Below are 23,688 nucleotides of genomic sequence, written 5' to 3'. Positions count from 1 at the left end.
CCCCGCGCACCAAGGCAGCTCGGGGCGGATCACACCGACGCCTGCAAACTGCGCGGCCAGGCTTATCTGTCTTGTTGGTCAGTTTTTTGCAACCCAGTGAGCAGCCACTCAACAGGCCACCTCAATCCACACTGGAGTTCCATCGACCATGCAGAAGAACAGCAAAAAACTGCTACTGCGCGCCCTTGTCGCCGCACTTGGTTTCAGCGCCACTTTGAGCGCTTCCGCCGCTGATCCGTTGAAGGTCGGCTTCGTCTATATCGGCCCGATTGGCGACCATGGCTGGACCTACCAACATGAGCAGGGTCGTCAGGCGCTGATCAATCAGCTCGGCGACAAGGTGGCAACCAGCTATGTGGAAAACGTACCGGAAGGTGCGGACGCCGAGCGGGTGATTCGCAACATGGCCAAGGGCGGCTATGACCTGATCTTCACCACCTCCTTTGGCTACATGAACCCGACGCTGAAAGTGGCCAAGCAATTCCCCAAAGTCACCTTCGAGCACGCCACCGGCTACAAGCAGGACAAGAACCTCGGCACCTACCTGTCGCGCTCCTATGAAGGCCGTTACGTTGGCGGCTTCCTCGCGGCGAAGATGACCAAGACCAAGAAAGTCGGCTACGTCGCCTCCTTCCCGATCCCCGAAGTGCTCCGCGACATCAACGCCATCCAGCTGGCCCTGGACAAGTACAACCCTGGCACCGAGATCAAAGTAGTGTGGGTCAACTCCTGGTTCGATCCGGGCAAAGAATCCGACGCGGCCAACGCGCTGATCGACCAAGGCGTGGACGTGGTATTCCAGCACACCGACAGCCCGGCACCGATCCAGACCGCCGAACGTCGTGGCGTGTATGCCGTGGGTTATGCCTCGGACATGGCGCACTTCGGGCCGAAAGCCGTGCTGACCTCGATCGTCAACGACTGGGGCCCGCACTACGTCAAATCCACCCAGGCAGTGATCGACGGCACCTGGAAATCCGAAGATTTCTGGGGCGGTTTGACCGAAGACACTATCCGCCTGCCGCTCAGCGACCTGCTGCCAGCGGAGGTCAAAGCCGAAGCCGAGCAGATCATCGCCGACATCAAGAGCGGCGCTTTGCACCCGTTCACCGGGCCGATCAAGGACCAGAGCGGCGTCGAGAAAATCCCGGCCGGTGTCACCGCGACCAACGCCGAACTGGCCTCAATGAACTACTACGTGGAAAACGTAAAGGCCGAGTTGCCGAAGTAAGCGGCTGGCTAGCTTGTGTAGGAGGGGCTTTAGCCGCGAACTGTTTAATTGTCGCGGCTAAAACGGATCGCCGCCCGGCCCCTCCCACAATGACCGATGCCGTCCCTGCCGTCTGGCAGAACCGCATCAGAAGGGTGCCCTGTATACGGGGCGCTCTTATTCGCTGCCCTGGGTACGAGAAGACTCGCAGCAACACCCCGGAGCTTTTATGAACAGCCTGCCCATCATCGACATAGCCCCGCTCTACAGCGACGATCAGGACGCCTGGCCCGTCGTGGCTGAGCAAATTGACCGCGCCTGCCGCGAATGGGGCTTTTTCTACATCACCGGCCACCCGATCAGTCCGACGCGTATAGAAGAACTGCTCAGCGCCGCCAAGACCTTCTTCGCCCTGCCGGCGGCCGAAAAGCTCAAGATCGACATCACCCAGACTGCCCATCACCGTGGCTACGGCGCGATTGCCACCGAGCAGCTGGACCCGAGCAAACCCAGCGATCTCAAGGAAACCTTCGACATGGGTTTCCACATGGACCTCAACCACCCCGAGGTACTGGCCGGCAAACCGCTACGCGGGGCCAATCGGCATCCCGACCTACCCGGTTGGACTGCACTGATGGAGCAGCACTACGCCGACATGCAGGCGCTGGCGCAAACCCTGCTGCGCGCCATGACGATTGCCCTGGATATCGACCGCGACTTTTTCGACACGCGCTTTCATCAGCCGATCAGCGTGCTGCGCATGATCCACTACCCGCCGCGCCACACCGCCAGCAGCGCCGAACAGCAAGGCGCGGGTGAACACACCGATTACGGCTGCATCACCCTGCTCTATCAGGACGACGCCGGCGGCCTGCAGGTGCGTAACCGTGACGGTGAGTGGATCGACGCGCCGCCGGTTGCCGACAGCTTTGTGGTGAATATCGGCGACATGCTCGCGCGCTGGTGCAACGACCGTTACACCTCAACGCCGCACCGGGTGATCAGCCCGCTGGGGGTGGACCGCTACGCCATGCCGTTCTTCGCCGAACCGCATCCGGACACCGAGATCAGCTGCCTGCCCAACTGCTCGGATGCAGCCCATCCACCCAAGTACCCGAGCGTGACCAGCGCCGAGTACCTGCTGTCGCGCTTTGCCGATACCTATGCGTATCGGCGCGAAGAGCCAAGCCAAACCTAGACCGTAGGATGGGTTGAGCTTGCGATACCCATCAAACTCGCACCATCCACCGATATGTATCGCTGCGCTCAACCCATCCTACGATCAGCGGCGTCACGCAGCCCGCTTGGTGGACATAAAAAGCGATGTCCACCCTACATAGCGCCCCACGTCGTCAACAACCCGTACCGATTCAGCGAAATCCTGTCCTTACGGTTAAACTTTGTCGCAACTACGCCTGATAACGAGATCTGACCATGTACGACTGGCTCAATGCCCTGCCCAAGGCCGAACTGCACCTGCACCTGGAAGGCTCGCTGGAGCCCGAGCTGCTGTTTGCCCTGGCCGAGCGCAACAAGATCGCCCTGCCCTGGAACGACGTCGAAGCGCTGCGCAGTGCTTATGCCTTCAACAACCTGCAGGAGTTCCTCGACCTGTATTACGCCGGGGCCGACGTGCTGCGCACCGAGCAGGATTTCTACGACCTGACCTGGGCCTACCTGCTCAAGTGCAAGGCGCAGAACGTGATCCACACCGAACCGTTCTTCGACCCGCAGACCCACACCGACCGCGGCATTCCCTTTGAAGTGGTGCTGCGCGGCATCAAACAGGCGCTGGTGGATGGCGAGAAACAACTGGGCATCAGCCACGGTTTGATCCTGAGCTTTCTGCGTCACCTGTCCGAAGAGGAAGCCTTCAAAACCTTTGAGCAGGCCATGCCGTTTCGCGATGCGTTTATCGCCGTCGGCCTGGACAGTTCGGAGATGGGCCACCCGCCGCGCAAGTTCCAGCGCGTCTTCGATAAAGCGCGCAGCGAAGGTCTGTTGACCGTCGCCCACGCCGGCGAAGAAGGCCCGCCCGAATACATCTGGGAAGCCCTGGACCTGCTGAAGATCAAGCGCATCGACCATGGCGTGCGCGCCATCGAAGATGAGCGGCTGATGCAGCGCATCATCGACGAGCAGATCCCGCTGACCGTCTGCCCGCTGTCCAACACCAAGCTCTGCGTGTTTGACGACATGCGCCAGCACAACATCCTGCAGATGCTCGAACGCGGGGTGAAAGTGACGGTGAACTCCGACGACCCGGCCTACTTCGGCGGCTACGTCACCGAGAACTTTGCCGCTCTGCACGAGAGCCTGGGCATGACAAAGGAGCAGGCCACACGCCTGGCGCAGAACAGCCTGGATGCACGGCTGGTCTGAGACTGAACGTCGCGGTTAAAGCCCCTCCCACTCCGCACGCGTCCCGTGGGTGGGCCATGTCAGGGCGCTTGTCGTCAGCCTGGTTCCCCGCGCGTAGCCCGGATGCAATCCGGGCGCTGTTTGTCGGGCACCAACTTCCCCCGGATTTCATCCGGACTACAAATAAGTGCTGCTCACTTGGCTTAAGTGAACAGCACGTCCCGTGGGAGGGGCTTTAGCCACGATTGGTTTTAACCGCAATTCGAAGCGTCGTCAGCAAGAACAGGCGCAGCCCGGCCGGATCAGAAGCTGAAATCGACCTTGGTCCACAGGGTACGACCTGGCTCGTTAAACGCCTGGGGGTCGTCCATGGAGAAACCGAAACCGGCATTACCCGCCAGGTTCAGGTGTTCGCTGTAGGTCTTATCGAACAGATTGTCGACGCCAGCACTGAGCTTCACCTCAGGAGTCAGGCGATAAGCGGCATTGAGCGAGAACACGGCAAAACCACTGCTGTTGCCAAAGTCCTTACCCACCACGTTGCCCTTACCCTCATCCACTCGGTTCTGTGCTGCAACCACCCGCCACAAGGCGCCGGCACTCCAGTCGCTCTGCTCATAGCCCAGGCCGAAGCGAGCCTCCAGCGGTGGCGTCTGTGCCAGCGGGCGGCCGTCCGAGCTGTTCTTGCCCCAGGCATACGCCAGGCTGGCATCGGTTTTCCAGTTACGGCTCAGGCGGTAACTGGCGCCCAACTCGCCCCCCATGATCCGCGCATCGATATTGCTCGCCTGCGAGCGGGTATGTCCCGGCATCATGCCTGGCCCATAGCTGAACTGAATGTAGTCACGCACCTGGCCGACGTAAGCCGACGCCCAGGCATCCAGCTTGGCGCCACGGTAGTGCGCGCCGAAATCGAGCTGGGTGGTTTTTTCCGGGTCGAGGCTTTCCATCGGCTGCACAAAACCGATGGGGCCGGGGCTGGCGGAGAACAACTCCCAGTAATCAGGGAAACGCTGGGTATGCCCGAGGCCGGCATAGACAATTGCAGGCATGCCGACCAGGTCCCGCTCATAACGCAGGAAGCCGCTGGGCAGGGTAGCGCTGCGGGTTTCGTCGGCCGTCGGGTTGGCCCGCAGAGTCATGCCACTGCCCAGGGTCTGGCGGTAATCCTTGACCGAGGCGCGGTCCAGTCGCGCACCGGCGATCCAGCGCTGGCGGCTGGCGATCTTCCAGGTCAGCTCGCCGAACAAGCCATAGTTATGAAACACCGCGTCCTTGTCCCAGGCGGCCTGATCGTAGTCGGTATAGGTGCGGCTCAGCATGTTGAAGCTGGATGCGCGCTTACGGTGCTCGTTGGTTTGCCCGTCCACGCCGGCCTTGAGTTCGACCGCCTGCCAGTCCCAGGTGCCGACCAGCCGGCCACCCAGGGTACGCCGGTCGACATTGCTGGCTATCGGGTTGCGCATCGGCGCCATCACGTCCAGTGGGTTAGGGCTGCGCAGGCTGAAGTTGTCCATCACGTGATCGGCATAGTTGTAGTAAACCTGCCCTTCCAGGGCACTGAACAGCTCGCCAATGTTGTCCTTCTTGAAGCGTAACCCCAGGCTCTCACGGAGGAACTGGCTGCCATCCATGCCACGCCCGGCATAGCGCGCCTCGCCATCGCCACGGCCAGCACTGAGTTCGATCAAGGTGTCGTCATCCGGGGTCCAGCCGAGCAGCACATCGCTGTTCCATTTGTCCCAGCGCGACGGCACGCTATCGCCGTTGCCATCCTGGTAGTCATCGGCCTGGGCCTTGTTCGCCAGCACGCGCAGGTAACCCTGGCTGCCACCGGCAGTGGCGTCGATGCGCCGGTCGAAACGGCCGTTGGATGCAGCCAGGATGCTGCCATCGACCCGCCCGCCGAGCTCATTGAAAGGCGCAGTGTCGCGCTCGAAAAGTATCGTAGCCGCCGAACCGCCCGGCCCCCAGAGCACGCTTTGCGGCCCCTTGATCACGGTCAGCTGATCGAAGTTTTCCGGTGACAGGTAAGAGGTCGGCGTATCCATGCGATTGGGGCAGGCGCCGAGCATCTGGCCGCCGTCCATGAGAATGTTCAGGCGCGAGCCGAACATGCCGCGAAACAACGGATCGCCATTGGCGCCACCGTTACGAATCGCATTGAAGCCGGGAATGGTCTTCAGATAGTCCGCACCATCGGCGGCCGGCATCGGCTGGCGCGGTTGTTTCGGGTCGGTGATCACGGTCAGCGGCGCATGATGACTGGCCCCGGTAATGACCAGCGGCGCCAACTCGATGGCAACCTCATCGGCCAGCGCTAGAGAGCTGCAGAGCATGGTAGCGGTCAGGGCAACACACAGCGGCGTCAGACGAAAAGGTACAGGCAGACGCGAGGCGCCTGGAATACGGGCACAGGTAATGGCAGGCATATGATTTCCAAGATCGAGACAATCCGACGCACCGCCACAGTCGCCTTAAAGGCAGGGCTGGCGCGCGAGAGCAGCAAAAACGATCAGGAACGCACGGGTGGCGCGCGACTGCGCGAGCCAGGAAATATCGCCAACGCAGGGACGTGCTGCGGTGCGCGCAGGCGAAGCAGTTGTACCGCGAACGCCAGCGGGCCAATCGGCATCAGCAGGGAACTGGTCAGCGCCGGGCTGCTGAACAGCAGGGTGCAATAACCGCACTTGGCCCACAGCGGATCATGCCCATGGCTGTCGCTGGTAGTCGGCGAATGGCTGGCCGGGTGCTCGCTGCAACTCAGTTCCGCAAGCCAGGCGGGTTGGCTAGGCACCAGTAACTGCGAGAGCAGCGGCCCGACACAGAGCAACAGCATAGCCAGCAATGCCGGCATCAGCCCTCTGCGACGGTTAACCGGATGTGCTGATGCCTGCATCGATCAGTGTCCATGAACGCTGGCGAAAGCTCTCGCCTGCAGCGACTGTTTCAAACATTGGCAGCCCGCACGAAACGCAGCGATAACCTGCCGAACCCACTGCGCACTTATGTTGAATAGTTCCACACCAGTCGTAATTATCGCCAAGCGTGGTCAAGCGCTCCTTGTCCCCGGTCAATACAGCACTCAACAATATTGATGGGGCGCGTCATGGCTAGCTGGCTCAGCCATAGCGATGCTCAGGATCAGGGGGAAAGCGCTCGCCTGCCTGCGGTTTCATGCCGCTCTTTTCCGAGCCGCGATAGCGAAGTGAGCGGCCTACCGAATTGCTCGGATGCCGCCAACAGTGACCAACGCCGAGTACCTGCTGTCGCGCTTTGCCGACACCTCGCCCTGCGCCGGGGCTAGGCGCGTGTTACTTGGATCACCGCCTGGTAATCCTCGGCGCTGCAATCCCTGCACAAGCCACGGGGCGTGCATGGCGTTGAAATCCTCGGTCACGTGCTTGACCAAGGTTTCCATGCCCACAGCCATACGCGGTGCCCACGCGGCGGCATCACCCTTCTGAGGCGCAGTAGGCAATTGACCGTTGTGGCACACGCCACAGGAACGGTTGTATACCGCTTCAGGGTCCTTAGCGGCCTGCACCGCCCCCATCGACAACAAAGCGAATGCCAGCAAGACAACGTTCTTCATATCAAGACCTCATCGGTTCACCTGTTGTTGTAAACATCAGACCCACGCTACCGCGTTCTGTAACAGCGTAAACGCATCCAAAAATACTTGTTTCAGACAACGAACAACCATGACCCGGCAGCGCTTAGCAGGAAGCCTATATTTCGTAAGTTAGTGGGTAAAAAGAGGGCTCTCCCTGGCGGGAGAGCCTGATACCGAGCCTAAGCCGATAAAGTGACCCCGGGCTTAACCGTGGATGCCCAGACAAGACATATTCCAACCCGAAGTCAGTGCATCCTATGAGGGCAGCCGGCCGCCCTCAACTGCGACAATTCACCACAACGCAACCTGCGACCGCCTACTCAGGGCGCGCAGCTCAGCCTGCGGCAAGCTGTCGCAGACGTTAGTGCGCAATTCGCAGCCAGCGGCTGAAACCGGCAATGCCTGTACCGCGTAACGGTGACCAGGCAAAGTCGAAACGCGCCGGCGGCGGCACCTCAACGGCCTCACTTTGCCCGACATTACGGTGCTTCCAATCCACCCAGGTCATGGGCTTTTCCCGGCAGGCCAGCAGAATGCCTTGCGCAGAGCTGTGGTCGCAGTTGACCCAGCGTGCAGCTGCCGCAGACAGCAGACTTTCCACCTGCTCAGCGCTGACCCTGGGTGCAAAGTCCGAGAGCAATAACCAGCGACAGACACTGATATGGAAGGTCCAGTCCTGCGCGGGCTGATGGCGATAAGCCCACACCATGAACCGCCGAAACAGGTTCAATCCCTCGGGCGGATCAAGCTTGAGCAGCGACGGACACAGGTCAAACAGCAGGTGCCAATAAGGCAGCAGCTTGCCATCAAGTGCGATAAAAGACCGCGCATTGCTGGGGTAGTCCGGAAAGATCAATTCGTGGGCGACACGCTTTTGCGCAGGAATCACCCTGGGTTTGCATAACTGCATGATTCACGCTCCTTGCAAGGCCGGTCTCACGGACCGGGGACACGCAACCGGGAAACCCTCAACGTTGCGCAGACTCACCTCAAACGAGCGCAGCAGGTGGCGCGCGTGATTGCGCCGCGGGGAAACGCAGTGCCAGCCGCGGGCCTCGCCATTGAACGGGCGATAACGCGGCGTGAGGAGCATGGACAGCCAGGGCGAATACGTGGCCGCCAAGGGCCGGACTGTGGATCAGCAGCGAGCAGTAACCACAGGCATCCAGCATGCTGGCCTGGGGCAACATGGTCCTCTGCTCAGGTGCCTGCGCCACACCATCGTGACAGGCCAGTTCAGCCAGCCACGACCACTCTTGTGGCGCCGCGCGCAGCTGGGAAAACAGCGGCGCAAGGACAATCAGGGCAAGCGCCAGCAAGCCGAGCGCTGCCCCCAGAGGATGTCCTTGTGACGACTTGATCATCAGTGCTGATGAGGCTCTTCAACGTGCCCCGCCGCCTCTGGCGCGTCCGTGTGCACAGCAATATCCACTTCAACAGCACCGGCCTTCTCGAAGGTCAGGGTCAGCGGGAAGCGTTCGCCGTCTTTGGCTTGTTGCTTCAGGTTAAACAGCATGACGTGATAGCCCATGGGTTCGAACTTCACCTCGCCGCCAGCGGGAATCTCCACGTTCTGCACCTGCTGCATCTTCATCAGGCCATCGGCGTGAATGTGTTCATGCAGTTCGGCCTTACCGGCCACCGGTGTGCTGGCACTGAGCAGACGATCGGCGTCGCTGCCTTTGTTGTGCACCACAAAATAAGCGGCTGCAGTGGGCGCAACCGGCGGCATGGCGCGCGACCAGGGGTGTTCGATGTGCAGATTGCCGACGCTGTAGTCGTGAGCGTTGGCAAACAAGCTTGGGCTAAGCAGTGCGGCGATCAGCAGGGTCTTTTTCAGCAACATGGTGTTCCTCCGGTGGTGGACTAAATGTCCAATAAACCTGTTGTAACGCAAAGTGTTGATGCGGGCCAAGCCTGAGCAGCTCAGGCCGCTTAAGTGCGGCATATCCTCGAAACTCATACGCTGGATGGATGCACGCGCGGCTGTTTGCTGACTCGCACAGGGCGCCGCCCACGCAACCGCCGCCAGCCCATCACCGTGCCGCTCAGGCAAATCAGCAAACCGCCCAGACTGGCCAGCCACATCCAGCCATCCCAGAGGGGCCGGTTTTGCAGCAGCGGCAACCAATCCCAACTGTGCAGCAGGGCAAACAACCAGCGCGAGGTGCGCTGCCCTTCATCCATGCGGCCAAGCAGCGCACCGGTGCGCGGGTCAAGGTGCAGCCAGGTCTGGGCCGGATCATTGAAGCGCACCCGCAGGATTGGCAACGGCCGCTCCAGGTGCCCGGTCATGCTGTGTTCGGCCCGTGCGTAGTAGTAAAAGTCATAGGCTGTCAGGCGCTCGACTGTCGGTACATCCTCTGGCCGAATCGCCTGAGCGGCGCGCAATACGTCCGCTTCATCCAAACCCCACTGCGGTGTGGATGCATCCATGGCCAGCAGCGCGCTGGCACCGGTATTGTCCACTCCCAGCAGATAGCCACGGCCAGCCAACAAACGCCAATGCAGCTCACGCACCGGCAGGCCCATCGCATTGAAACGCGACACAGCCTGTTCAGGCCCGAGAGGAAAAGCTTCAGCCTGCAACGCTGCGCCTTGGTAGGGCGCCAGATTCAACGGAGTCGCGCTGTCCAGCAGCCGCCAGGGGTTCATCGACATCAAGCCGCTGAAAATCCAGGCCAACGCCAACCCACCAAACAGCAGACCACCGATGTGGTGCCAACGTGCCAGCCCTTTATAAGGGCTGCGTGCGCCACTGCGATAAGGTTTGGCAAAGCGCCAACGCAGAATGCCTACCACAATGCCCAGGAGCGTCATCAGGGTGGCGGCCACGGACAGGTAGATCACCGCATCACTCCACCAGCGATCCAGCACACCGCCGCGCAGGGGGTAGAGCCAGTGCAGCCAGGCGCCCAGCCAGTTCCAGGTACGCTCAGTGAGAGTGGCATCGCGCACCACTTCGCCGCTACGCCCCGAGACATACAGCAGCGTGCCGTCATCCAGCCCCACACGATGCAGCGGCCGATCGCCGTCGAGGGCGCGCGAGTGCGTCCAGGCATCCTCCTGTATGGAGGCCTGGAAGTGCACCGCACGCTCAGCGGCAAAGGGTTGAGCGGCGGCCACAGCTTCTGCTGGGGTCACCGAGTCAATACGCTTACCGCTGCGCGCATCAACCGCCACCGCGCCCGTCGCAAACCGCACAACAAAGCGCGGCTCACCGGCCACCGTGGTCAACCGAATAGATGCCGGGGCGGCTTTCTCGCCCGTGGCGGCAAGCACCTGCTCGAGCGGTACGCAACAGCCCGCTAACGACAACGGGGGCAGATGGGCCAGGTGCTCGCGCTGGGTCAGTTTGGGATAGCCGACATACATCATCACCAAGCCAGACACGAACCAAAGCACCATCAGCAGGCAGAGGAAAATCCCCAGCCAGCGATGCCACAAGTAGAGATAGCGCTTCATCGGGCGACCTCTTAAAAGCGTGACTGCAAGGCCAACTCAAACGAACGTGGCGCGCCGAGGAACAGCATGTCGCTGCTGGCCCAACTGGCGTATACCTCGTCGGTCAAGTTGCGCGCCCGCAAGGTCAGCAGGCTGTCGGCATCCAGGCGGTAGCTGAAAAATGCACCGAACAAGGTATAGGCCGGTGCCTTTAACTGGTTGGCCGCATCCGCATACACCGAAGCGACATAACGACTGTCTGCACCAACCTGCCACTGTGAGGTCAAGTCATAGGTCAGCCACAGGTTGGCAACCTGATCGGGCACGTTGCTCGGCGTGTTGCCCTTACGCGAGACCGACTGCCCGACCACGCTTTCATTGAACTCATCGTATTGAGCATCGATCCACGCCAAATTGGCTTCTGCCAGCAAGCGCGGGGTGATGCGCAGCGCTGTTGCCAGCTCTACGCCAAGCGTCGATTGCTTGCCCACCGGCAGCGTTTGCCCGGGGTTAGCGGGGTCGCGTGTGGCCAAGTTTTCACGTTCGATCTTGTACGCAGCAACGGTGGTGGAGGCGCGCCCATCGAGGAAATCAAACTTGCTGCCAACCTCCAGTTGACGGCCCTTGGTCAGGTCAAAATCCTGCACCTGGCCGAGGGTCGCGGTGGTGAGGATGCCAGCAGGCGGATCGGCAGCGGTGCTGTATTGCACATACAGATTGGCAGCGGGACTCAAGGCATAGACCATACCGACACGGCCAGTGGTGGGCTCGTACTCACGGGCGAAAAACGCCGGGTTGGTCAGGCTGGCAGCCTGGTGGTTGGTCACTTCCAGGTCGATGCGGTCATGCCGCAGGCCGGTAAGCAGGGACAGACGCTCAGTCAGCGCCAGACGGTTTTCGACAAACAATGCCCAGGTGTCGAGTTGATTGGTGCGCTGGCGTGCGTAACCAGGGGTCATACCAGGCAGGTCGAAGAAATGCCCCGGCTCGAAGTGTTCAGCATCCACCACGCCGAAGGGACCGGCGACCGAGCGTGGATAGCGGGTTTGCACGTTATGGCTGTAATCCAGCCCGGCTGCCCACTCGCTCGACAGGCCAAACAAGCCGCCCTGATGGAGCAGCTCAAATCGATTGCCGTTGAGCTCCTGATCATGCCGTTGCAAGAGTGCGTTACTGCGCTGCACGGCGCTATTGCTGGCATCCGTGTAGGCGTAGGTCTCCAGGTTGCGGTAATCACGCTGCGCGTTGTAGTGATAGAGCGTATTGCGCAGGCGGGTGGCGTCCGTCAGCTGATACTCGGTGATGGAGCGTGCCCAGCGCACCCGCTGTTCATAGCGCCCGTCTGCAACGTTGTAGTTCTCGAAACGCCGACTCTCATCCACCTTCAAGTCACCGGTGCGGCCCTTGAGCACCGGGCTGCCCCAATAAGGGCTGTCGACCTGTTCTTCCTGATACTCAAACGCCAGGGTGTGCGACAGCTGCTCATTGAAGTCCGTCAGCAGGGAGAATGCACTGGTCCAGGCTTCGCGCTGTTCACGGTCCACATAGCCATTGCTGCTGGTGCGGCTGACATCCATGCGCAGGTGATTGGCCTCGCCCAGCGGCTGGTTGAAACCATAGGCCAGTTCGTTGGCATCAAACGAGCCGTAGCGGATGCGTCCTTCGCTAAACGCCTGATCGCGCGTGGCCAATTTGGTCAGGTAGTTGATCGAACCACCGACAGCACCCGAGCCATTGAGAAAGCTGGACGCACCGCCGACCGCTTCAACTCGGTCATAAATCCAGCTGTCCACCGGACGCGCTGCAATGGAGTCGTACTGCACCGTGATGCCGTTGAACATCTGCGTGACCTGGCTGCCGGTAAAGCCACGCCACGACACGGCACCGGCAAAGCCTGGCGGCGCTGCAGCCACCACACCCGGCACACCGTTAAGCATCTGTTGGGTGTTATCGGCACCGCGACGTTCAATCTGCTCGCGGTTGACGATGCTGACCGAGGCCGGCGTTTCCCTGGGCGTCAGGCCCAGACGTGATGCGCTCTCGGCCGGGGTGTCGAGTGACAGCTCAGACGCCAACGCCGCGCGGGCCCGGACTTCAGTGTCGGGTAAGGTGAGCGCGTTTTCGGCCCACAGCGCAGGGGTTACAGCGCACAGCAAGGCGGCGCTCAAGGCGCGCGAGGACGGCATAGACATAGCGTGTTGTTTTCCTGAAAACCAAACCAAGCGCACGCGGCATGACATCGCCACATGCAAACCATGGGAGCGCCCCAAAGGCGCCATGCATCAGGAAAGTGGAGAAGCGCGGGGGTTGGCCGAAGGCCAGAGGTAGCGGACGGGACGCGGGGTGAAGAAGAACGTCAGCAGCGGCGCGCGGTTGGCCACCAGCAAGCCCAGCAGGCCGAAGAACGCGGCCAGGATGATGGCACTAAAGGTGGAACTCAGGGAGCAGCCGGAGCCAGTCGCAGGATTGGGCGCTACCACACCGGAGCCTTCCAGGTCGGCACCGGCACCAAAATTACCGTCGAAGGAGCAGTACTGGCTGCCCAGCCCACTGAGTTGCAAACCGGCCATTTGCCCATGACTGATGCTGCAGCCGAACGCACTGAACAGAACGCTGAAATACAGCATCCAGGCAATCAGCGAGCGGTCGGTGCGGGTCAGTTTCATGGGGCGCGACTCTAGCATTGCTCATGCGCGTGATTCGCGCTGCGCGGCTGCGGTTGATTGCCGCAGTTGGCTGGCCACAATACTAATGCGGCCAAGGCGCATAAGCCAACAACTCGGCGCAACGCGCCTGGACAAACTCACGCAATAACAGCACGGGCTTACTCAGCTGCGCGCGGTGCGCGCAGATCAGGTTAAGCGGTGCCGACTCGCCACGCAGTTCGGGCAGCAGCACCTTGAGTCGCCCGGCCCGCACATCAGCGGCCACATCCAGCCAGGATTTATAGACCAGCCCCGCGCCACCCACCGCCCAACGCCGCACTGCATCCGCATCGTCACTGACCCGGTCACCCTTGACGCAAATACTCTGCTCACGCCGACCATCGCTGAAGTGCCAGCGGTCATGCACCCGCCCGCCAAGCATATAAAGCAGGCAATTGTGCTCAGCCAGGGCCGGTATGCAATCAGGGATGCCGTGCCGCTGCAGGTACTGCGGCGCAGCGCATAACACCCGCCGGTTCAATGCGGCCACCGGCAGGGCTACCAGGCTGGAATCCTCTGGTGCGCCATAACGCAGGGCGATGTCTACAGGGTCGCGAAACAGATCAGCCACCCGGTCGCCGAGCAGCAACCGTAACTGCAGTTGCGGATGCGCCTGCTGAAATTCATCCAGCCAGGGCAACAGGGTATTGCGGCCGAAGTCCGAGGGCGCGGACAACTGCAGCGGGCCGCGGATGCCAACCTTGCTGCCCGCCAATTGCTGGCGCCCATCGTCCAGACTCTGCAACGCCAGGCGCGCATGGCCGAGAAACAACTCACCCTCAGGCGTCAGGCGCAGGCTGCGGGTGGAGCGGTTAAACAGGCGCACTTGCAGTTGCTGCTCCAGGCGTTTAAGCCCGGCACTGGCCACCGCCGGAGAAATATCCAGGCGCCGCGCCGCCGCAGAGAGACCGCCCAGCTCGGCGGTACACACAAACAGCTGAAGATCATCAAAACGCAGCATGGCGACTTATTATCAAAATAATATTGAAAGAGACTCTATTCGCAGCCTGTTTTTCTCGTCAATCAAATAACCGAGCATGACCGCCTATTTAACCGGAGCCCACGCATGCCGAGCCCACTGACCCTGATCGCGACCCTCACCACCCTCCCCGGCCAGGCAGATGCCGTCGAGGCTGGCCTGCGCTTGCTGGTACCACCCAGCCAGGCTGAAACCGGTTGCCTGCAATACAACCTGCACCGCCATCAGCAGCAGCCAGATTGCTTCGTCATGGTCGAACAATGGCAGGACGCCGCCGCCCTCAGCGCACACCAGCAGACCGCGCATTTCCTGCACTTTGGAGAGACTTGCGGCAGCTTGCTGGCACAGGTCGATCATCAACTGATGCACCGCATTGCCTAAGGAGCCGCCCGTATGAAAGCCGTCGCTTATTACCAGTCCCTGCCCATCGAGCACACAGACGCCCTGCTGGATGTCGAATTACCGGCACCCATGCCTGGCCCGCGCGACTTACTGGTCGAGGTCAAGGCTATTGCGGTCAACCCGGTGGACACCAAAATCCGCCGCAACGTGGCACCCGAAGGCGGTGCAGCCAAGGTCCTCGGCTGGGATGCCAGCGGCATCGTCAAAGCCGTGGGCAGTCATGTCAGCCTGTTCCAGCCGGGAGATCGGGTGTATTACGCCGGGGCAATCAACCGCGCGGGCACCAACAGTGAACTGCATGTGGTCGATGAGCGCATCGTCGGGCCTATGCCGCAGACGTTGACCTTTGCCGAAGCTGCCGCCATGCCACTGACGGCAATCACTGCCTGGGAGTTGCTATTCGAGCGCCTGCAAATCAGCCAGAGCAGTGAAGACCAGAACCAGAGCCTGCTGATTGTCGGCGCGGCTGGCGGCGTTGGCTCGATGCTGGTGCAGTTGGCTCGCCAACTCACCGGCCTGACCGTGATTGCCACAGCGTCACGGCCCGAGACCCAGACCTGGGTGCGCGAGCTGGGCGCACACCATGTAATCGACCATCGCCAACCGCTGAGCGAAGAGCTCAAGCGTATCGGCATCAGCCAGGTCACCCATGTCGCCAGCCTGACCCAGACCGATCAACACTTTGCACAACTGGTCGAAGCCCTCGCCCCACAAGGCCGCCTGGCACTGATTGACGACCCGGAGCAGGCGCTGGACATCATGCAGCTCAAGCGTAAAAGCCTATCGCTGCACTGGGAGCTGATGTTCACCCGCTCACTGTTCGAGACCGCAGACATGATCGAGCAGCATCGACTGCTCAAGCGCGTTGCCGAACTGGTTGATGCCGGCACCCTGAAAACCACCCTTGGCGAACACTTCGGCAGCATTAATGCCGCCAACCTGCGCCGCGCCCACGGCTTGCTGGAAAGCGGTACAGCCAGGGGCAAGATCGTCCTCGAAGGCTTCTAAAAAAACCCGGCTCGCGATCAGTGCAAGCCGGGTGGTTTTTTAAACGCACGCCCTGCATTCTATGCAGGGCGAGCTAAACTCTGCCCATCACCTCCTGCTGTATTGCTGGCAACAGCCCTTTCAACCTTAAGACTGGCTAACCATTGGCGGTAAGGGATGCGACCCAATTATCAAGGCCCAATACGCTTGGCTGGCGTATACCTCCTGTTCAGTGCCCTGTGGATTTTGGGCAGTGATTACCTGCTGCATCTACTGACCAGAGACAGTGAACTGACAGCCGAAGTGCAAACGGCAAAAGGCCTGTTGTTTATCCTCCTCAGCACCGCGCTGATTTTTTTTGTCAGCCAGCGTGACCGGCACGTCCAGCGCAAGCTGCTCGACGCGCTGACGCGCAACAGCCGCCTGCTGCAACAAACCCAGCGCACCGCAGCCCTCGGTAGCTGGGAATACGACGGGCGTCTGCACTGGACTCCTGAAGCCCTGCAACTGCTTGGCCGCGACCTGGGCAGTCAATACAGCAGCGCCGAGCAACTGCTCAGCTGGCTCTACCCTGCCGAGCGGCCGGCGGTGCAGCGAGCACTGCGGGCTCTGTTTGAGCAACACACGCCAATGGCAATCACTGCACGCCTGCATCAACCGCAGCAGCATCAGACCACCTGGCTGATGCTGCGAGGCGAGGTCGATGGCAATCGTCAGATTCTCGGTACCGTGCAAGACATCAGCAACCAGAAACGTGACGAAAACGCTCTGCGCGAAAGCGAGCAGCGCTTCCGCCAACTGTTCGAGCAAGTCCCACGGATTGCCGTGCAGGGTTACGACCGCGAACGCCGGGTGATTTATTGGAACCAGGCAAGCACCCAGCTCTATGGCTATAGCCTGCAGGAAGCCATGGGCCGACACCTGGAAGATCTGATCATCCCTGCGCACGCACGCAACAAGGTCATTAGCGCAATCAATCATTGGCTGCTCGGCGGCCCGCCAATTGCTGCTGCAGAGCTGCAATTGCAGCGCAAGGATGGCAGCAAGGTGTGGGTCTATTCCAGCCATTCGATGCTGCGCAATAACCGCGGTCAGATGGAGCTGTACTGCATCGACATCGACCTCAGCGAACAGAAGCAAATCCACCTGGAGCTGCAAGCCAGCGAGGCGCGTTATCGTGAACTGGTGGAGCGTATGAGCGATGTGATCGTGCAGACGGACATCAGCGGGCACCTGGCGTTCCTCAACCCGGCCTGGGAAAAAATCAGCGGCTATGCCAGCTACGAGTGCCTCGGTCGTCCGCTCGCGCAGTTTCTCGAAAGCGCCGACGCCGCACGTTTCAACCGGCAGATCAGCGCCCTCGACACGGGCCAGCAAACCAGCCTGCGTGGCGAATTTCGCCTACTCACCCGTCAGGGCCAACTGCACTGGGTAGACATCGAGTTGAGCGCCAGCCCGTCAGGCGACATGCTCAACGGCAGCCTGCATGACATCCACGAGCGCCATCAGCGCCAGCAACTGCAACACGCACGCAATGCGGTGCTCGATGAACTGCTGGCCCAGCGCCCCCTGGCGCACATCCTCGACGGCATCAGCCGACGGCTGCAGGATCTCAATCCGCACATGCTGGTGTCGATCATGCTGCTGGACGAGCAGCAATGCCTGCACTTGATAGCCGCGCCTGATTTACCTGAACCTTATCGACAGGCCATCGACGGCCTGCAGGCGAAGCTCGAACTCGGGTCCTGCGGACACTGCGCGTGCAGCGGCGAACTGGTGATCGCCGAGAACCTCGCGACTCATCCCTACTGGCAGGCGTTTCGCGCCCAGACCCAGGCCGCCGACCTGCATGCCTGCTGGTCACTGCCGTTCAAGGACGATAACGCCCGAGTGCTCGGCACCTTCGGCATCTACTACCACCAGCCCCGGCGGCCCAGCCAGGCCGAAATAGCACTGGTAACCGAGTTCACCCGCCTGGCCAGTCTGGCCGTGCAACGACTACAGCCGTGAACGGTAGATAGCGGGCAAAACAGCAGTCGGACCGTTGATCCATGTCAGCAAAAACCTAGAGGTAGCGACTAGACTAATCCGTCTAACCAGCGGAGGTGCCATTCATGAACATCAGCATTCAGCCACTGAAAAAAGCCGAAGGTAAAGGTATGTGCTGGCAAGTACGTTTTGTTGGCCATAGCGTGACCTTCCGCAGCGAAGCCGAAGCCCGACAATTCGTTGCCACCCTCGAAGCGCGCCTGCAGGCCCCTCATCAATGGCCGAAGCAACGCGCAGCCAGCTGAGCAACGCAGCCAGCAGGCTTACAGAGCCAGGATGCACTGCCTGAGGTGAGCCCGCAGACTACTCCGGCCGGGCGATGTGCGCGCCGTATACATCCGAGCAGGGATCGCGCGGGCAGGTCGGGGCGGGCGGCGACGGTGCGACCCGGCTCACCACCCCGGATGCCCGCTCCGCCGCTCGGCCCAATGCGTCAAGCGCGAACAAAGCACGGCCAATGCTGCGCAGCCGCAGATCACCAGCGCCATTGGCCAGGCACTGCCGTCATGCAACGCACCCACCAGCGCCGCCGCACTGGCGGCGATGCTGAACTGTAAAAAACCGAGCAATGCAGACGCGCTGCCAGCATGCGTGCCTTGCCCGGCCATGGCGCAGGCTGAAGCATTGGGCAGGAGAATCCCGAGGCAGGCGATGCAGCCGAACAAGGGAATCATGAGCGGCCACAGCGCCGCAGGGTGTGAAGCCGCTACCGCCAGCAATAGCAGCGCGCAAGCCAGGTAAAACCATACCGTGCAGCGCAGCCAGTAGCCCGGCCCATGCCGCGCCACCAACCAGGCATTGAGCTGCGCCACCAGGATAAAACCCAGGGCATTGCTGCCGAACAGCCAGCCGTAATGCTCGGCAGGCACACCGTACAGCTCGATGAAGACGAAGGGCGAACCGGCGATGTAGGCGAACATCCCGGCAATCGATAAGCCACCTGTGAGCGCATGACCGAGAAACGGCCAGTCGCCGAGTAATCGCCGGTACTCGCCCAAGGCGCCACGTAACGGCGCCCTGGGCGCATCGGCTGCCAGGGTTTCCGGCAACCACAGCGCCACGCCGAGCCAACTGAGCACACTGAACGCGAACAGGCAGATGAAGATCGACTGCCAACCGAACCAACTCAGCAGCACGCCACCGGCCAACGGCGCGAGGATCGGCGCCAGGCCCATGACCAGCATCAGCTGGGAAAATACCTTGGCCGAGGTGATCGGATCGCACAAATCGCGCACCACGGCGCGGGTCACCACCATGCCGGCGCAGCCACCGAGAGCCTGGACGAAACGCGCAACAATCAGCCACTCCAGGCTCGGCGCCAGCGCACAGGCCAGCGAGGCCAGGCTGAACAACAGCACCCCGGCGAGCAGCGGCTTGCGCCGGCCGAAGCGATCGGCCAAGGGGCCATAGATCAGTTGCCCCAGCGCCAAGCCAATGAAGTAGGCAGCCAGCGTCAACTGCACATGCTCGACGTCGGTGGTGAAGACCCGCGCCAGGGTCGGGAAACTCGGCAGGTAAAAGTCGATGGCCAAAGGGCCAAACGCGCTCAAGGCGCCGAGGATCAGCAAAAGGCGAAGCGGCATTGGTATCCCGTTAAAATGAGGTAAATGTTGGCCCCCCTGGCGCAGGCCGGATTAGCGGCGTAGGCCTGCGACAGCCCGCGGTATCATTACGCGCTCTCAACCCTTCCTTTACTATTCCATGCCTGGGAACAACTGCACCAGCCAACGCCCATGCAGCTCTCCGTGGCCATCACGACTCCACTAACAGGAAGAATATCGGGACCAGGACAGTCGCCAGCGCCGCGAGCCTGCGCACAGGTACAGATGAAGGAAAGAATGCGCAACGCGTGAAAGCGGCAATCCTAGTTACATACACCGGCGTCTGTAAACAGATAATCATGCTTAAATCGCTAGGCTGCAGTTGCCCAAAATAAGAACCTGGAAGGAATACCCCTTACCGCCATGCGTCGAACCAAAGAACAAGCCGAACAAACCCGCACGGCCATCCTGATGGCTGCCGAGGAATTGTTTCTGGAAAAAGGGGTGGCTCACTCCAGCCTGGAGCATATTGCCCGCCACGCCGGGGTCACTCGTGGCGCGGTGTATTGGCACTTCGAGAATAAAGCCCACCTGTTTCACGAAATGCTCAATCAGGTACGCCTGCCGCCCGAGCAGATGGCTATGCGCCTGAGCGCCTGCGCCGAACGCGATCCCTTGCTGGCACTGCGCGACCTGTGTGTCGAGGCCATCGAAAACCTCGCCCGCGACGAGCAGAAGCGGCGGATTTTCACCATCCTCCTGCGCCGCTGCGAATTCACCGACGAACTGCGTGAGGCAGAGCAGCGGCACGCGGCCTTTATTGCTCAATTCATCAGCCTGTGCGAACAGCAGTTCGACAACGCCTGCGTCAGGCCGCGCCTGCAACCGGGCATGAGCCCACGTTTAGCCGCCCGCATCCTGCACGCGATGATCATCGGCCTGCTCAATGACTGGTTACGCGACCCAACGCTGTTCGACCCGCTGAGCGACACCGCGCCCATGATCGACGCCTGCTTTCGCGGCCTGGTGCAGGATTGGCAACAAGGATAAACACCGCAAGGTAGATGACGCTTTTTTCATCCGCCACCGCTATTTGGTGAATGGGTGAAACGTCATCCACCCTGCCTGGCTAAGCAGAGCAACCTGTGTAGGGTGCGCCGTGCGCACCGGCAGCCAATGCCATGGCGCAGACTGATCGCTACGCATGGCAATAACGAACCCAATCAGACCTTACGCCAGGCCCGCCCCGTAGCCCGCTTCGGCAATCGCGATGATCAGCTCGTCGCTCGACAGGCTGCTGCTCACCCGTGCTTCTCCACCTTGCAACTTCACCTTTACATCGGCCGCCGGATCACGCGCCTGCAGGGCTTCGCTAATGGTTTTGACGCAATGTTCACAGGTCATGCCTTCGATCCTGAATGTGTGAACCTTTACTGTTTGCATCTGCAATCTCCTGATTAAGTGTATGCGCCATTTTGCGGGATATGCGCCGCGTCCGTCTTCCCCCATCGGTAAGGTCAGGCATAAAACAGCACTTGACCTTACCAAGTGGTCAAGGTTAATCCTGTAGTGGAACTCAACGGAGGCTCCCACATGCCTGATATGACTACGTTCGACCTGCCCATCAGCGGCATGACCTGCGCCAGTTGCGCCGGCCGGGTCGAACGCGCCTTGCGCAAAGTGCCCAACGTCGCCAGCGCCACGGTCAACCTGGCCAGCGAACAAGCGCGCATCGAGGCGCCATCGGACAGCCTCGAGCAGTTACTCGCTGCCGTTACCAGTGCCGGCTATCAGGTGCCCAGCGAGCGCCTGGAACTGGCTATCGCCGGCATGACCTGCGCCAGTTGCGTTGGCCGCGTCGAGCGCGCCCTGGCGCAACTACCGGGCGTACTCTCGGTCAGCGTCAACCTGGCCACCGAGCACGCGATGCTGCAGATCACGCCAGGATTCGACACGCAAGGCCTGTTACAGGCGGTCACCAAGGCCGGTTACACGGCCACCCTGCTGGATAGCGACAAATCCGTCCAGCCAGCTGCAGAGCGCCATCTGCAACGCGAACGCTGGGCCTTGGCGCTGGCCCTGCTGCTCAGCGCACCGCTGCTGATCCCGATGCTGGCGGAGCCCTTCGGCGCCCACTGGATGCTGCCCGCCTGGCTGCAGTTCGCCCTGGCCACGCCGGTGCAGTTCATCCTCGGTGCGCGCTTCTACCGCGCCGCCTGGCTGGCCCTGCGCGCCGGTGCCGGCAACATGGATCAACTGGTCGCCCTGGGCACCAGCGCCGCCTATGGCCTGAGCCTGTATCAATGGGCGATCACCCCGAGCGGCACGATGCCGCACCTGTACTTTGAAGCCTCGGCGGTGATCATCAGCCTGATCCTGCTCGGCAAATACCTGGAAAGCCGCGCCAAACGGCAGACCACCAGCGCCATCCGCGCCTTGCAGGCTCTGCGCCCGGATCAGGCATTGCGCCTGCGCGATGGCGTCGAGGAGTGGGTGGCATTGAGTGCTCTGGTGCTGGGCGATCAGGTGTTGGTCAAGCCTGGCGAACGCTTCCCGGTCGACGGCCAAGTGCTGCAAGGCCAGAGCCACGCCGACGAGGCCCTGATCAGCGGCGAAAGCCTGCCGCAACCCAAGCAACCGGGTGACAAGGTCACCGCCGGGGCGATCAACGGCGAAGGCCGTCTGCTGATCGAGACCACAGCCCTGGGCGCGGAAACCGTACTGGCCACGATCATCCGCCTGGTCGAGGACGCCCAGGCCGCCAAGGCGCCAATCCAGAAGCTGGTGGACAAGGTCAGTCAGGTGTTCGTACCAACCGTGCTGCTGATCGCCCTGGCCACCCTGCTCGGTTGGCTGCTGCTGGGCGCCACGCTGCAAACCGCGCTGCTGAATGCCGTGGCGGTGCTGGTGATCGCCTGCCCCTGCGCCCTCGGCCTGGCCACGCCGACGGCGATCATGGCCGGCACCGGGGTGGCGGCGCGCCACGGCATTCTGATCAAGGATGCCGAGGCCCTGGAAGTCGCCCATGGCGTCACGACCATTGCGTTCGACAAGACCGGTACCCTGACCTCCGGCACCCCACAGATTGCCCACATGACGGCACTCGATGGCGACACCACGACCCTGTTGCAATTGGCCGGCGCCCTGCAACGCGGCAGCGAGCACCCACTGGCCAAGGCGGTGCTCGACGAATGCAGCGCTCGCCAGCTGTCACTGGACGAGGTGCTCGACAGCCAGGCCCTGGCCGGGCGCGGGATTGCCGGGCAGATCGGCGAACGGCAACTGGCCTTGGGCAACAAACGCCTGCTCGAAGAGCGCTGGTTGCACAACCCGAGCCTGGCCGCCGACGCCCTGGCCTGGGAAGCCGAGGGCCGTACCCTGTCCTGGCTGATGGAGCTGGCGCCAACGCCGCAGGTGCTGGGCCTGTTCGCCTTTGGCGACACCCTTAAACCCGGGGCCGCCGAGGCCATTGCCCAGCTCAAGGCGCAAGGTATCGACAGCCACCTGATCAGCGGCGACAACCGCGGCAGCGTCAACGCAGTGGCCGGTGCCCTGGGCATCGACGCGGTGCATGCCGAGGTGCTGCCGGCAGACAAGGCGGCAATCATCGGCGACCTCAGGAAAACCGGCGTGGTGGCGATGGTCGGCGACGGCATCAACGACGCCCCGGCGCTGGCGGCCGCTGATGTCGGCATCGCCATGGGCAGCGGCACCGATGTGGCCATGCATGCCGCCGGCATCACCCTGATGCGCGGCGACCCGCGCCTGGTGCCGGCGGCGCTGGACATCAGCCGGCGTACCTACAACAAGATCCGGCAGAATCTGTTCTGGGCCTTCGTCTACAACCTGATCGGTATTCCCCTGGCCGCAGCTGGCATGCTCAACCCGATGCTCGCCGGCGCCGCCATGGCCCTGTCCAGCCTCAGCGTAGTCAGCAACGCGCTGCTGCTGAAAACCTGGAAGCCGAAAGATCAAGACTGACTCGTAGGAGGGGACTTGTCCGCGATGCTTTGCCCTGGGCCGGCAATCTTCGCGGACAAGTCCGCTCCCACAAAAGCCCGACCGCAGGCCGACGATGAATATCCGCCAACCACACAACCCGCACCACCACCGCCCCGTAGGAGGGGACTTGTCCGCGATGCTCTGCCCTGGGCCGACAACCTTCGCGGACAAGTCCGCTCCCACAAGAACACGACCGCAGACCGACGATGAATATCCGCCAGCCACACAACCCGCACCACCACCGCCCCGTAGGAGGGGACTTGTCCGCGATGCTGTGCCCTGAGCCGACAACCTTCGCGGACAAGTCCGCGCCGAGACGAACACGACAGCTGGCCGACGAGGAATATCCGCCAACCACACAACCCGCACCACCACCGCCCCGTAGGAGGGGA

At 61.7% G+C, this 23,688-nt stretch carries 20 protein-coding genes and 1 pseudogene; 9 read left to right on the top strand and 12 right to left on the bottom strand.

Annotation, left to right across the window (positions count from 1 at the left end):
* Positions 1-148 precede the first annotated feature (148 nt).
* The 3 genes from Q8K09_RS10210 (at position 149) to Q8K09_RS10200 (ending at position 3,592) form a co-directional block, all read left to right on the top strand.
* Entirely contained in the window at positions 149-1,231 is a 1,083-nt protein-coding gene (locus tag Q8K09_RS10210; RefSeq protein WP_305254861.1) for a BMP family ABC transporter substrate-binding protein, read from the top strand.
* 208 nt (positions 1,232-1,439) lie between these two features.
* Positions 1,440-2,408 (top strand): 2-oxoglutarate and iron-dependent oxygenase domain-containing protein, encoded by a 969-nt coding sequence (locus Q8K09_RS10205; RefSeq protein WP_305254860.1) that lies wholly within the window; start codon positions 1,440-1,442, stop codon positions 2,406-2,408.
* A gap of 236 nt (positions 2,409-2,644) precedes the next feature.
* Positions 2,645-3,592, top strand: coding sequence for an adenosine deaminase (locus tag Q8K09_RS10200; RefSeq protein WP_305254859.1), 948 nt, complete (start codon positions 2,645-2,647; stop codon positions 3,590-3,592).
* A 281-nt stretch (positions 3,593-3,873) separates the two neighbouring features.
* On the opposite strand, the gene Q8K09_RS10195 is transcribed toward Q8K09_RS10200, so the two are convergent.
* From Q8K09_RS10195 to Q8K09_RS10150, 10 genes and pseudogenes are all read right to left on the bottom strand, one after another.
* Positions 3,874-6,003: a TonB-dependent copper receptor gene (locus Q8K09_RS10195; protein WP_305254858.1), complete on the bottom strand. Its 2,130-nt coding sequence runs from the start codon at positions 6,001-6,003 to the stop codon at positions 3,874-3,876.
* Positions 6,004-6,086: 83 nt separating this feature from the next.
* Positions 6,087-6,428, bottom strand: coding sequence for a DUF2946 domain-containing protein (locus tag Q8K09_RS10190; protein ID WP_305254857.1), 342 nt, complete (start codon positions 6,426-6,428; stop codon positions 6,087-6,089).
* Between the two features lie 446 nt (positions 6,429-6,874).
* Positions 6,875-7,166 (bottom strand): annotated as a pseudogene (locus tag Q8K09_RS10185) (cytochrome c5 family protein).
* A 382-nt stretch (positions 7,167-7,548) separates the two neighbouring features.
* Positions 7,549-8,097: a putative natural product biosynthesis protein gene (locus tag Q8K09_RS10180; protein ID WP_305254856.1), complete on the bottom strand. Its 549-nt coding sequence runs from the start codon at positions 8,095-8,097 to the stop codon at positions 7,549-7,551.
* A 79-nt stretch (positions 8,098-8,176) separates the two neighbouring features.
* Entirely contained in the window at positions 8,177-8,551 is a 375-nt protein-coding gene (locus Q8K09_RS10175; RefSeq protein WP_305254855.1) for a DUF2946 family protein, read from the bottom strand.
* A complete protein-coding gene (locus Q8K09_RS10170) occupies positions 8,551-9,033 on the bottom strand; it encodes a copper chaperone PCu(A)C (RefSeq protein ID WP_305254854.1) in 483 nt (160 codons plus the stop codon). Before Q8K09_RS10170 ends, Q8K09_RS10175 begins: the two co-directional genes overlap by 1 nt.
* 113 nt (positions 9,034-9,146) lie before the next feature.
* Entirely contained in the window at positions 9,147-10,652 is a 1,506-nt protein-coding gene (locus Q8K09_RS10165; RefSeq protein WP_305254853.1) for a PepSY domain-containing protein, read from the bottom strand.
* A gap of 11 nt (positions 10,653-10,663) precedes the next feature.
* On the bottom strand, positions 10,664-12,817 hold the full coding sequence (locus Q8K09_RS10160; protein ID WP_370869510.1) for a TonB-dependent receptor: 2,154 nt from the start codon (positions 12,815-12,817) through the stop codon (positions 10,664-10,666).
* Between the two features lie 96 nt (positions 12,818-12,913).
* Complete coding sequence (locus tag Q8K09_RS10155) at positions 12,914-13,297, bottom strand: DUF2946 domain-containing protein (protein WP_305254851.1); 384 nt, start codon at positions 13,295-13,297, stop codon at positions 12,914-12,916.
* An 82-nt stretch (positions 13,298-13,379) separates the two neighbouring features.
* Positions 13,380-14,297: a LysR family transcriptional regulator gene (locus Q8K09_RS10150; protein ID WP_305254850.1), complete on the bottom strand. Its 918-nt coding sequence runs from the start codon at positions 14,295-14,297 to the stop codon at positions 13,380-13,382.
* Between the two features lie 105 nt (positions 14,298-14,402).
* Between Q8K09_RS10150 and Q8K09_RS10145 the strand changes: the two genes are divergently transcribed.
* From Q8K09_RS10145 to Q8K09_RS10130, 4 genes are all read left to right on the top strand, one after another.
* Positions 14,403-14,696: a putative quinol monooxygenase gene (locus Q8K09_RS10145; RefSeq protein ID WP_305254849.1), complete on the top strand. Its 294-nt coding sequence runs from the start codon at positions 14,403-14,405 to the stop codon at positions 14,694-14,696.
* A 12-nt stretch (positions 14,697-14,708) separates the two neighbouring features.
* Entirely contained in the window at positions 14,709-15,725 is a 1,017-nt protein-coding gene (locus tag Q8K09_RS10140) for a zinc-binding alcohol dehydrogenase family protein (protein WP_305254848.1), read from the top strand.
* A 186-nt stretch (positions 15,726-15,911) separates the two neighbouring features.
* Positions 15,912-17,714 (top strand): PAS domain S-box protein, encoded by a 1,803-nt coding sequence (locus Q8K09_RS10135; RefSeq protein WP_305254847.1) that lies wholly within the window; start codon positions 15,912-15,914, stop codon positions 17,712-17,714.
* A gap of 104 nt (positions 17,715-17,818) precedes the next feature.
* Positions 17,819-17,998 (top strand): hypothetical protein, encoded by a 180-nt coding sequence (locus Q8K09_RS10130; protein WP_305254846.1) that lies wholly within the window; start codon positions 17,819-17,821, stop codon positions 17,996-17,998.
* Positions 17,999-18,145: 147 nt separating this feature from the next.
* On the opposite strand, the gene Q8K09_RS10125 is transcribed toward Q8K09_RS10130, so the two are convergent.
* Positions 18,146-19,336: a Bcr/CflA family multidrug efflux MFS transporter gene (locus tag Q8K09_RS10125; RefSeq protein ID WP_305254845.1), complete on the bottom strand. Its 1,191-nt coding sequence runs from the start codon at positions 19,334-19,336 to the stop codon at positions 18,146-18,148.
* Between the two features lie 381 nt (positions 19,337-19,717).
* On the opposite strand from Q8K09_RS10125, the gene Q8K09_RS10120 reads away from it, so the two are divergent.
* Positions 19,718-20,344, top strand: a complete 627-nt coding sequence (locus tag Q8K09_RS10120; protein WP_305254844.1) for a TetR family transcriptional regulator — start codon at positions 19,718-19,720, stop codon at positions 20,342-20,344.
* A 180-nt stretch (positions 20,345-20,524) separates the two neighbouring features.
* Here the strand turns inward: Q8K09_RS10120 and Q8K09_RS10115 are convergent, their stop codons facing one another.
* On the bottom strand, positions 20,525-20,737 hold the full coding sequence (locus Q8K09_RS10115; protein WP_304878250.1) for a heavy-metal-associated domain-containing protein: 213 nt from the start codon (positions 20,735-20,737) through the stop codon (positions 20,525-20,527).
* Positions 20,738-20,887: 150 nt separating this feature from the next.
* Here Q8K09_RS10115 and Q8K09_RS10110 point away from each other — a divergent pair, with 150 nt between their 5' ends.
* Positions 20,888-23,275 carry a heavy metal translocating P-type ATPase gene (locus Q8K09_RS10110; protein ID WP_305254843.1) on the top strand — a complete coding sequence of 796 codons (2,388 nt, stop codon included), beginning with the start codon at positions 20,888-20,890 and terminating at the stop codon, positions 23,273-23,275.
* Positions 23,276-23,688 lie beyond the last annotated feature (413 nt).

Origin of the sequence: Pseudomonas sp. (assembly GCF_030683065.1) — a bacterium.
Classification (GTDB): Bacteria; Pseudomonadota; Gammaproteobacteria; order Pseudomonadales; family Pseudomonadaceae; genus Aquipseudomonas.
Note: the sequence above shows the minus strand (reverse complement) of the source record. Positions and strands in the feature narration are given on the sequence as shown.

Bases quoted from the DNA above. Each gene is read 5' to 3' on its own strand.
- Q8K09_RS10145 (WP_305254849.1), top strand. From the start codon at position 14,403: ATGCCGAGCCCACTGACCCTGATCGCGACCCTCACCACCCTCCCCGGC.
- Q8K09_RS10120 (WP_305254844.1), top strand. From the start codon at position 19,718: ATGCGTCGAACCAAAGAACAAGCCGAACAAACCCGCACGGCCATCCTG.
- Q8K09_RS10200 (WP_305254859.1), top strand. From the start codon at position 2,645: ATGTACGACTGGCTCAATGCCCTGCCCAAGGCCGAACTGCACCTGCAC.
- Q8K09_RS10195 (WP_305254858.1), bottom strand. From the start codon at position 6,003: ATGCCTGCCATTACCTGTGCCCGTATTCCAGGCGCCTCGCGTCTGCCT.
- Q8K09_RS10165 (WP_305254853.1), bottom strand. From the start codon at position 10,652: ATGAAGCGCTATCTCTACTTGTGGCATCGCTGGCTGGGGATTTTCCTC.
- Q8K09_RS10180 (WP_305254856.1), bottom strand. From the start codon at position 8,097: ATGCAGTTATGCAAACCCAGGGTGATTCCTGCGCAAAAGCGTGTCGCC.
- Q8K09_RS10160 (WP_370869510.1), bottom strand. From the start codon at position 12,817: ATGCCGTCCTCGCGCGCCTTGAGCGCCGCCTTGCTGTGCGCTGTAACC.
- Q8K09_RS10190 (WP_305254857.1), bottom strand. From the start codon at position 6,428: ATGCCGGCATTGCTGGCTATGCTGTTGCTCTGTGTCGGGCCGCTGCTC.
- Q8K09_RS10140 (WP_305254848.1), top strand. From the start codon at position 14,709: ATGAAAGCCGTCGCTTATTACCAGTCCCTGCCCATCGAGCACACAGAC.
- Q8K09_RS10110 (WP_305254843.1), top strand. From the start codon at position 20,888: ATGCCTGATATGACTACGTTCGACCTGCCCATCAGCGGCATGACCTGC.
- Q8K09_RS10205 (WP_305254860.1), top strand. From the start codon at position 1,440: ATGAACAGCCTGCCCATCATCGACATAGCCCCGCTCTACAGCGACGAT.
- Q8K09_RS10150 (WP_305254850.1), bottom strand. From the start codon at position 14,297: ATGCTGCGTTTTGATGATCTTCAGCTGTTTGTGTGTACCGCCGAGCTG.
- Q8K09_RS10210 (WP_305254861.1), top strand. From the start codon at position 149: ATGCAGAAGAACAGCAAAAAACTGCTACTGCGCGCCCTTGTCGCCGCA.
- Q8K09_RS10175 (WP_305254855.1), bottom strand. From the start codon at position 8,551: ATGATCAAGTCGTCACAAGGACATCCTCTGGGGGCAGCGCTCGGCTTG.
- Q8K09_RS10125 (WP_305254845.1), bottom strand. From the start codon at position 19,336: ATGCCGCTTCGCCTTTTGCTGATCCTCGGCGCCTTGAGCGCGTTTGGC.
- Q8K09_RS10155 (WP_305254851.1), bottom strand. From the start codon at position 13,297: ATGAAACTGACCCGCACCGACCGCTCGCTGATTGCCTGGATGCTGTAT.
- Q8K09_RS10130 (WP_305254846.1), top strand. From the start codon at position 17,819: ATGAACATCAGCATTCAGCCACTGAAAAAAGCCGAAGGTAAAGGTATG.
- Q8K09_RS10170 (WP_305254854.1), bottom strand. From the start codon at position 9,033: ATGTTGCTGAAAAAGACCCTGCTGATCGCCGCACTGCTTAGCCCAAGC.
- Q8K09_RS10115 (WP_304878250.1), bottom strand. From the start codon at position 20,737: ATGCAAACAGTAAAGGTTCACACATTCAGGATCGAAGGCATGACCTGT.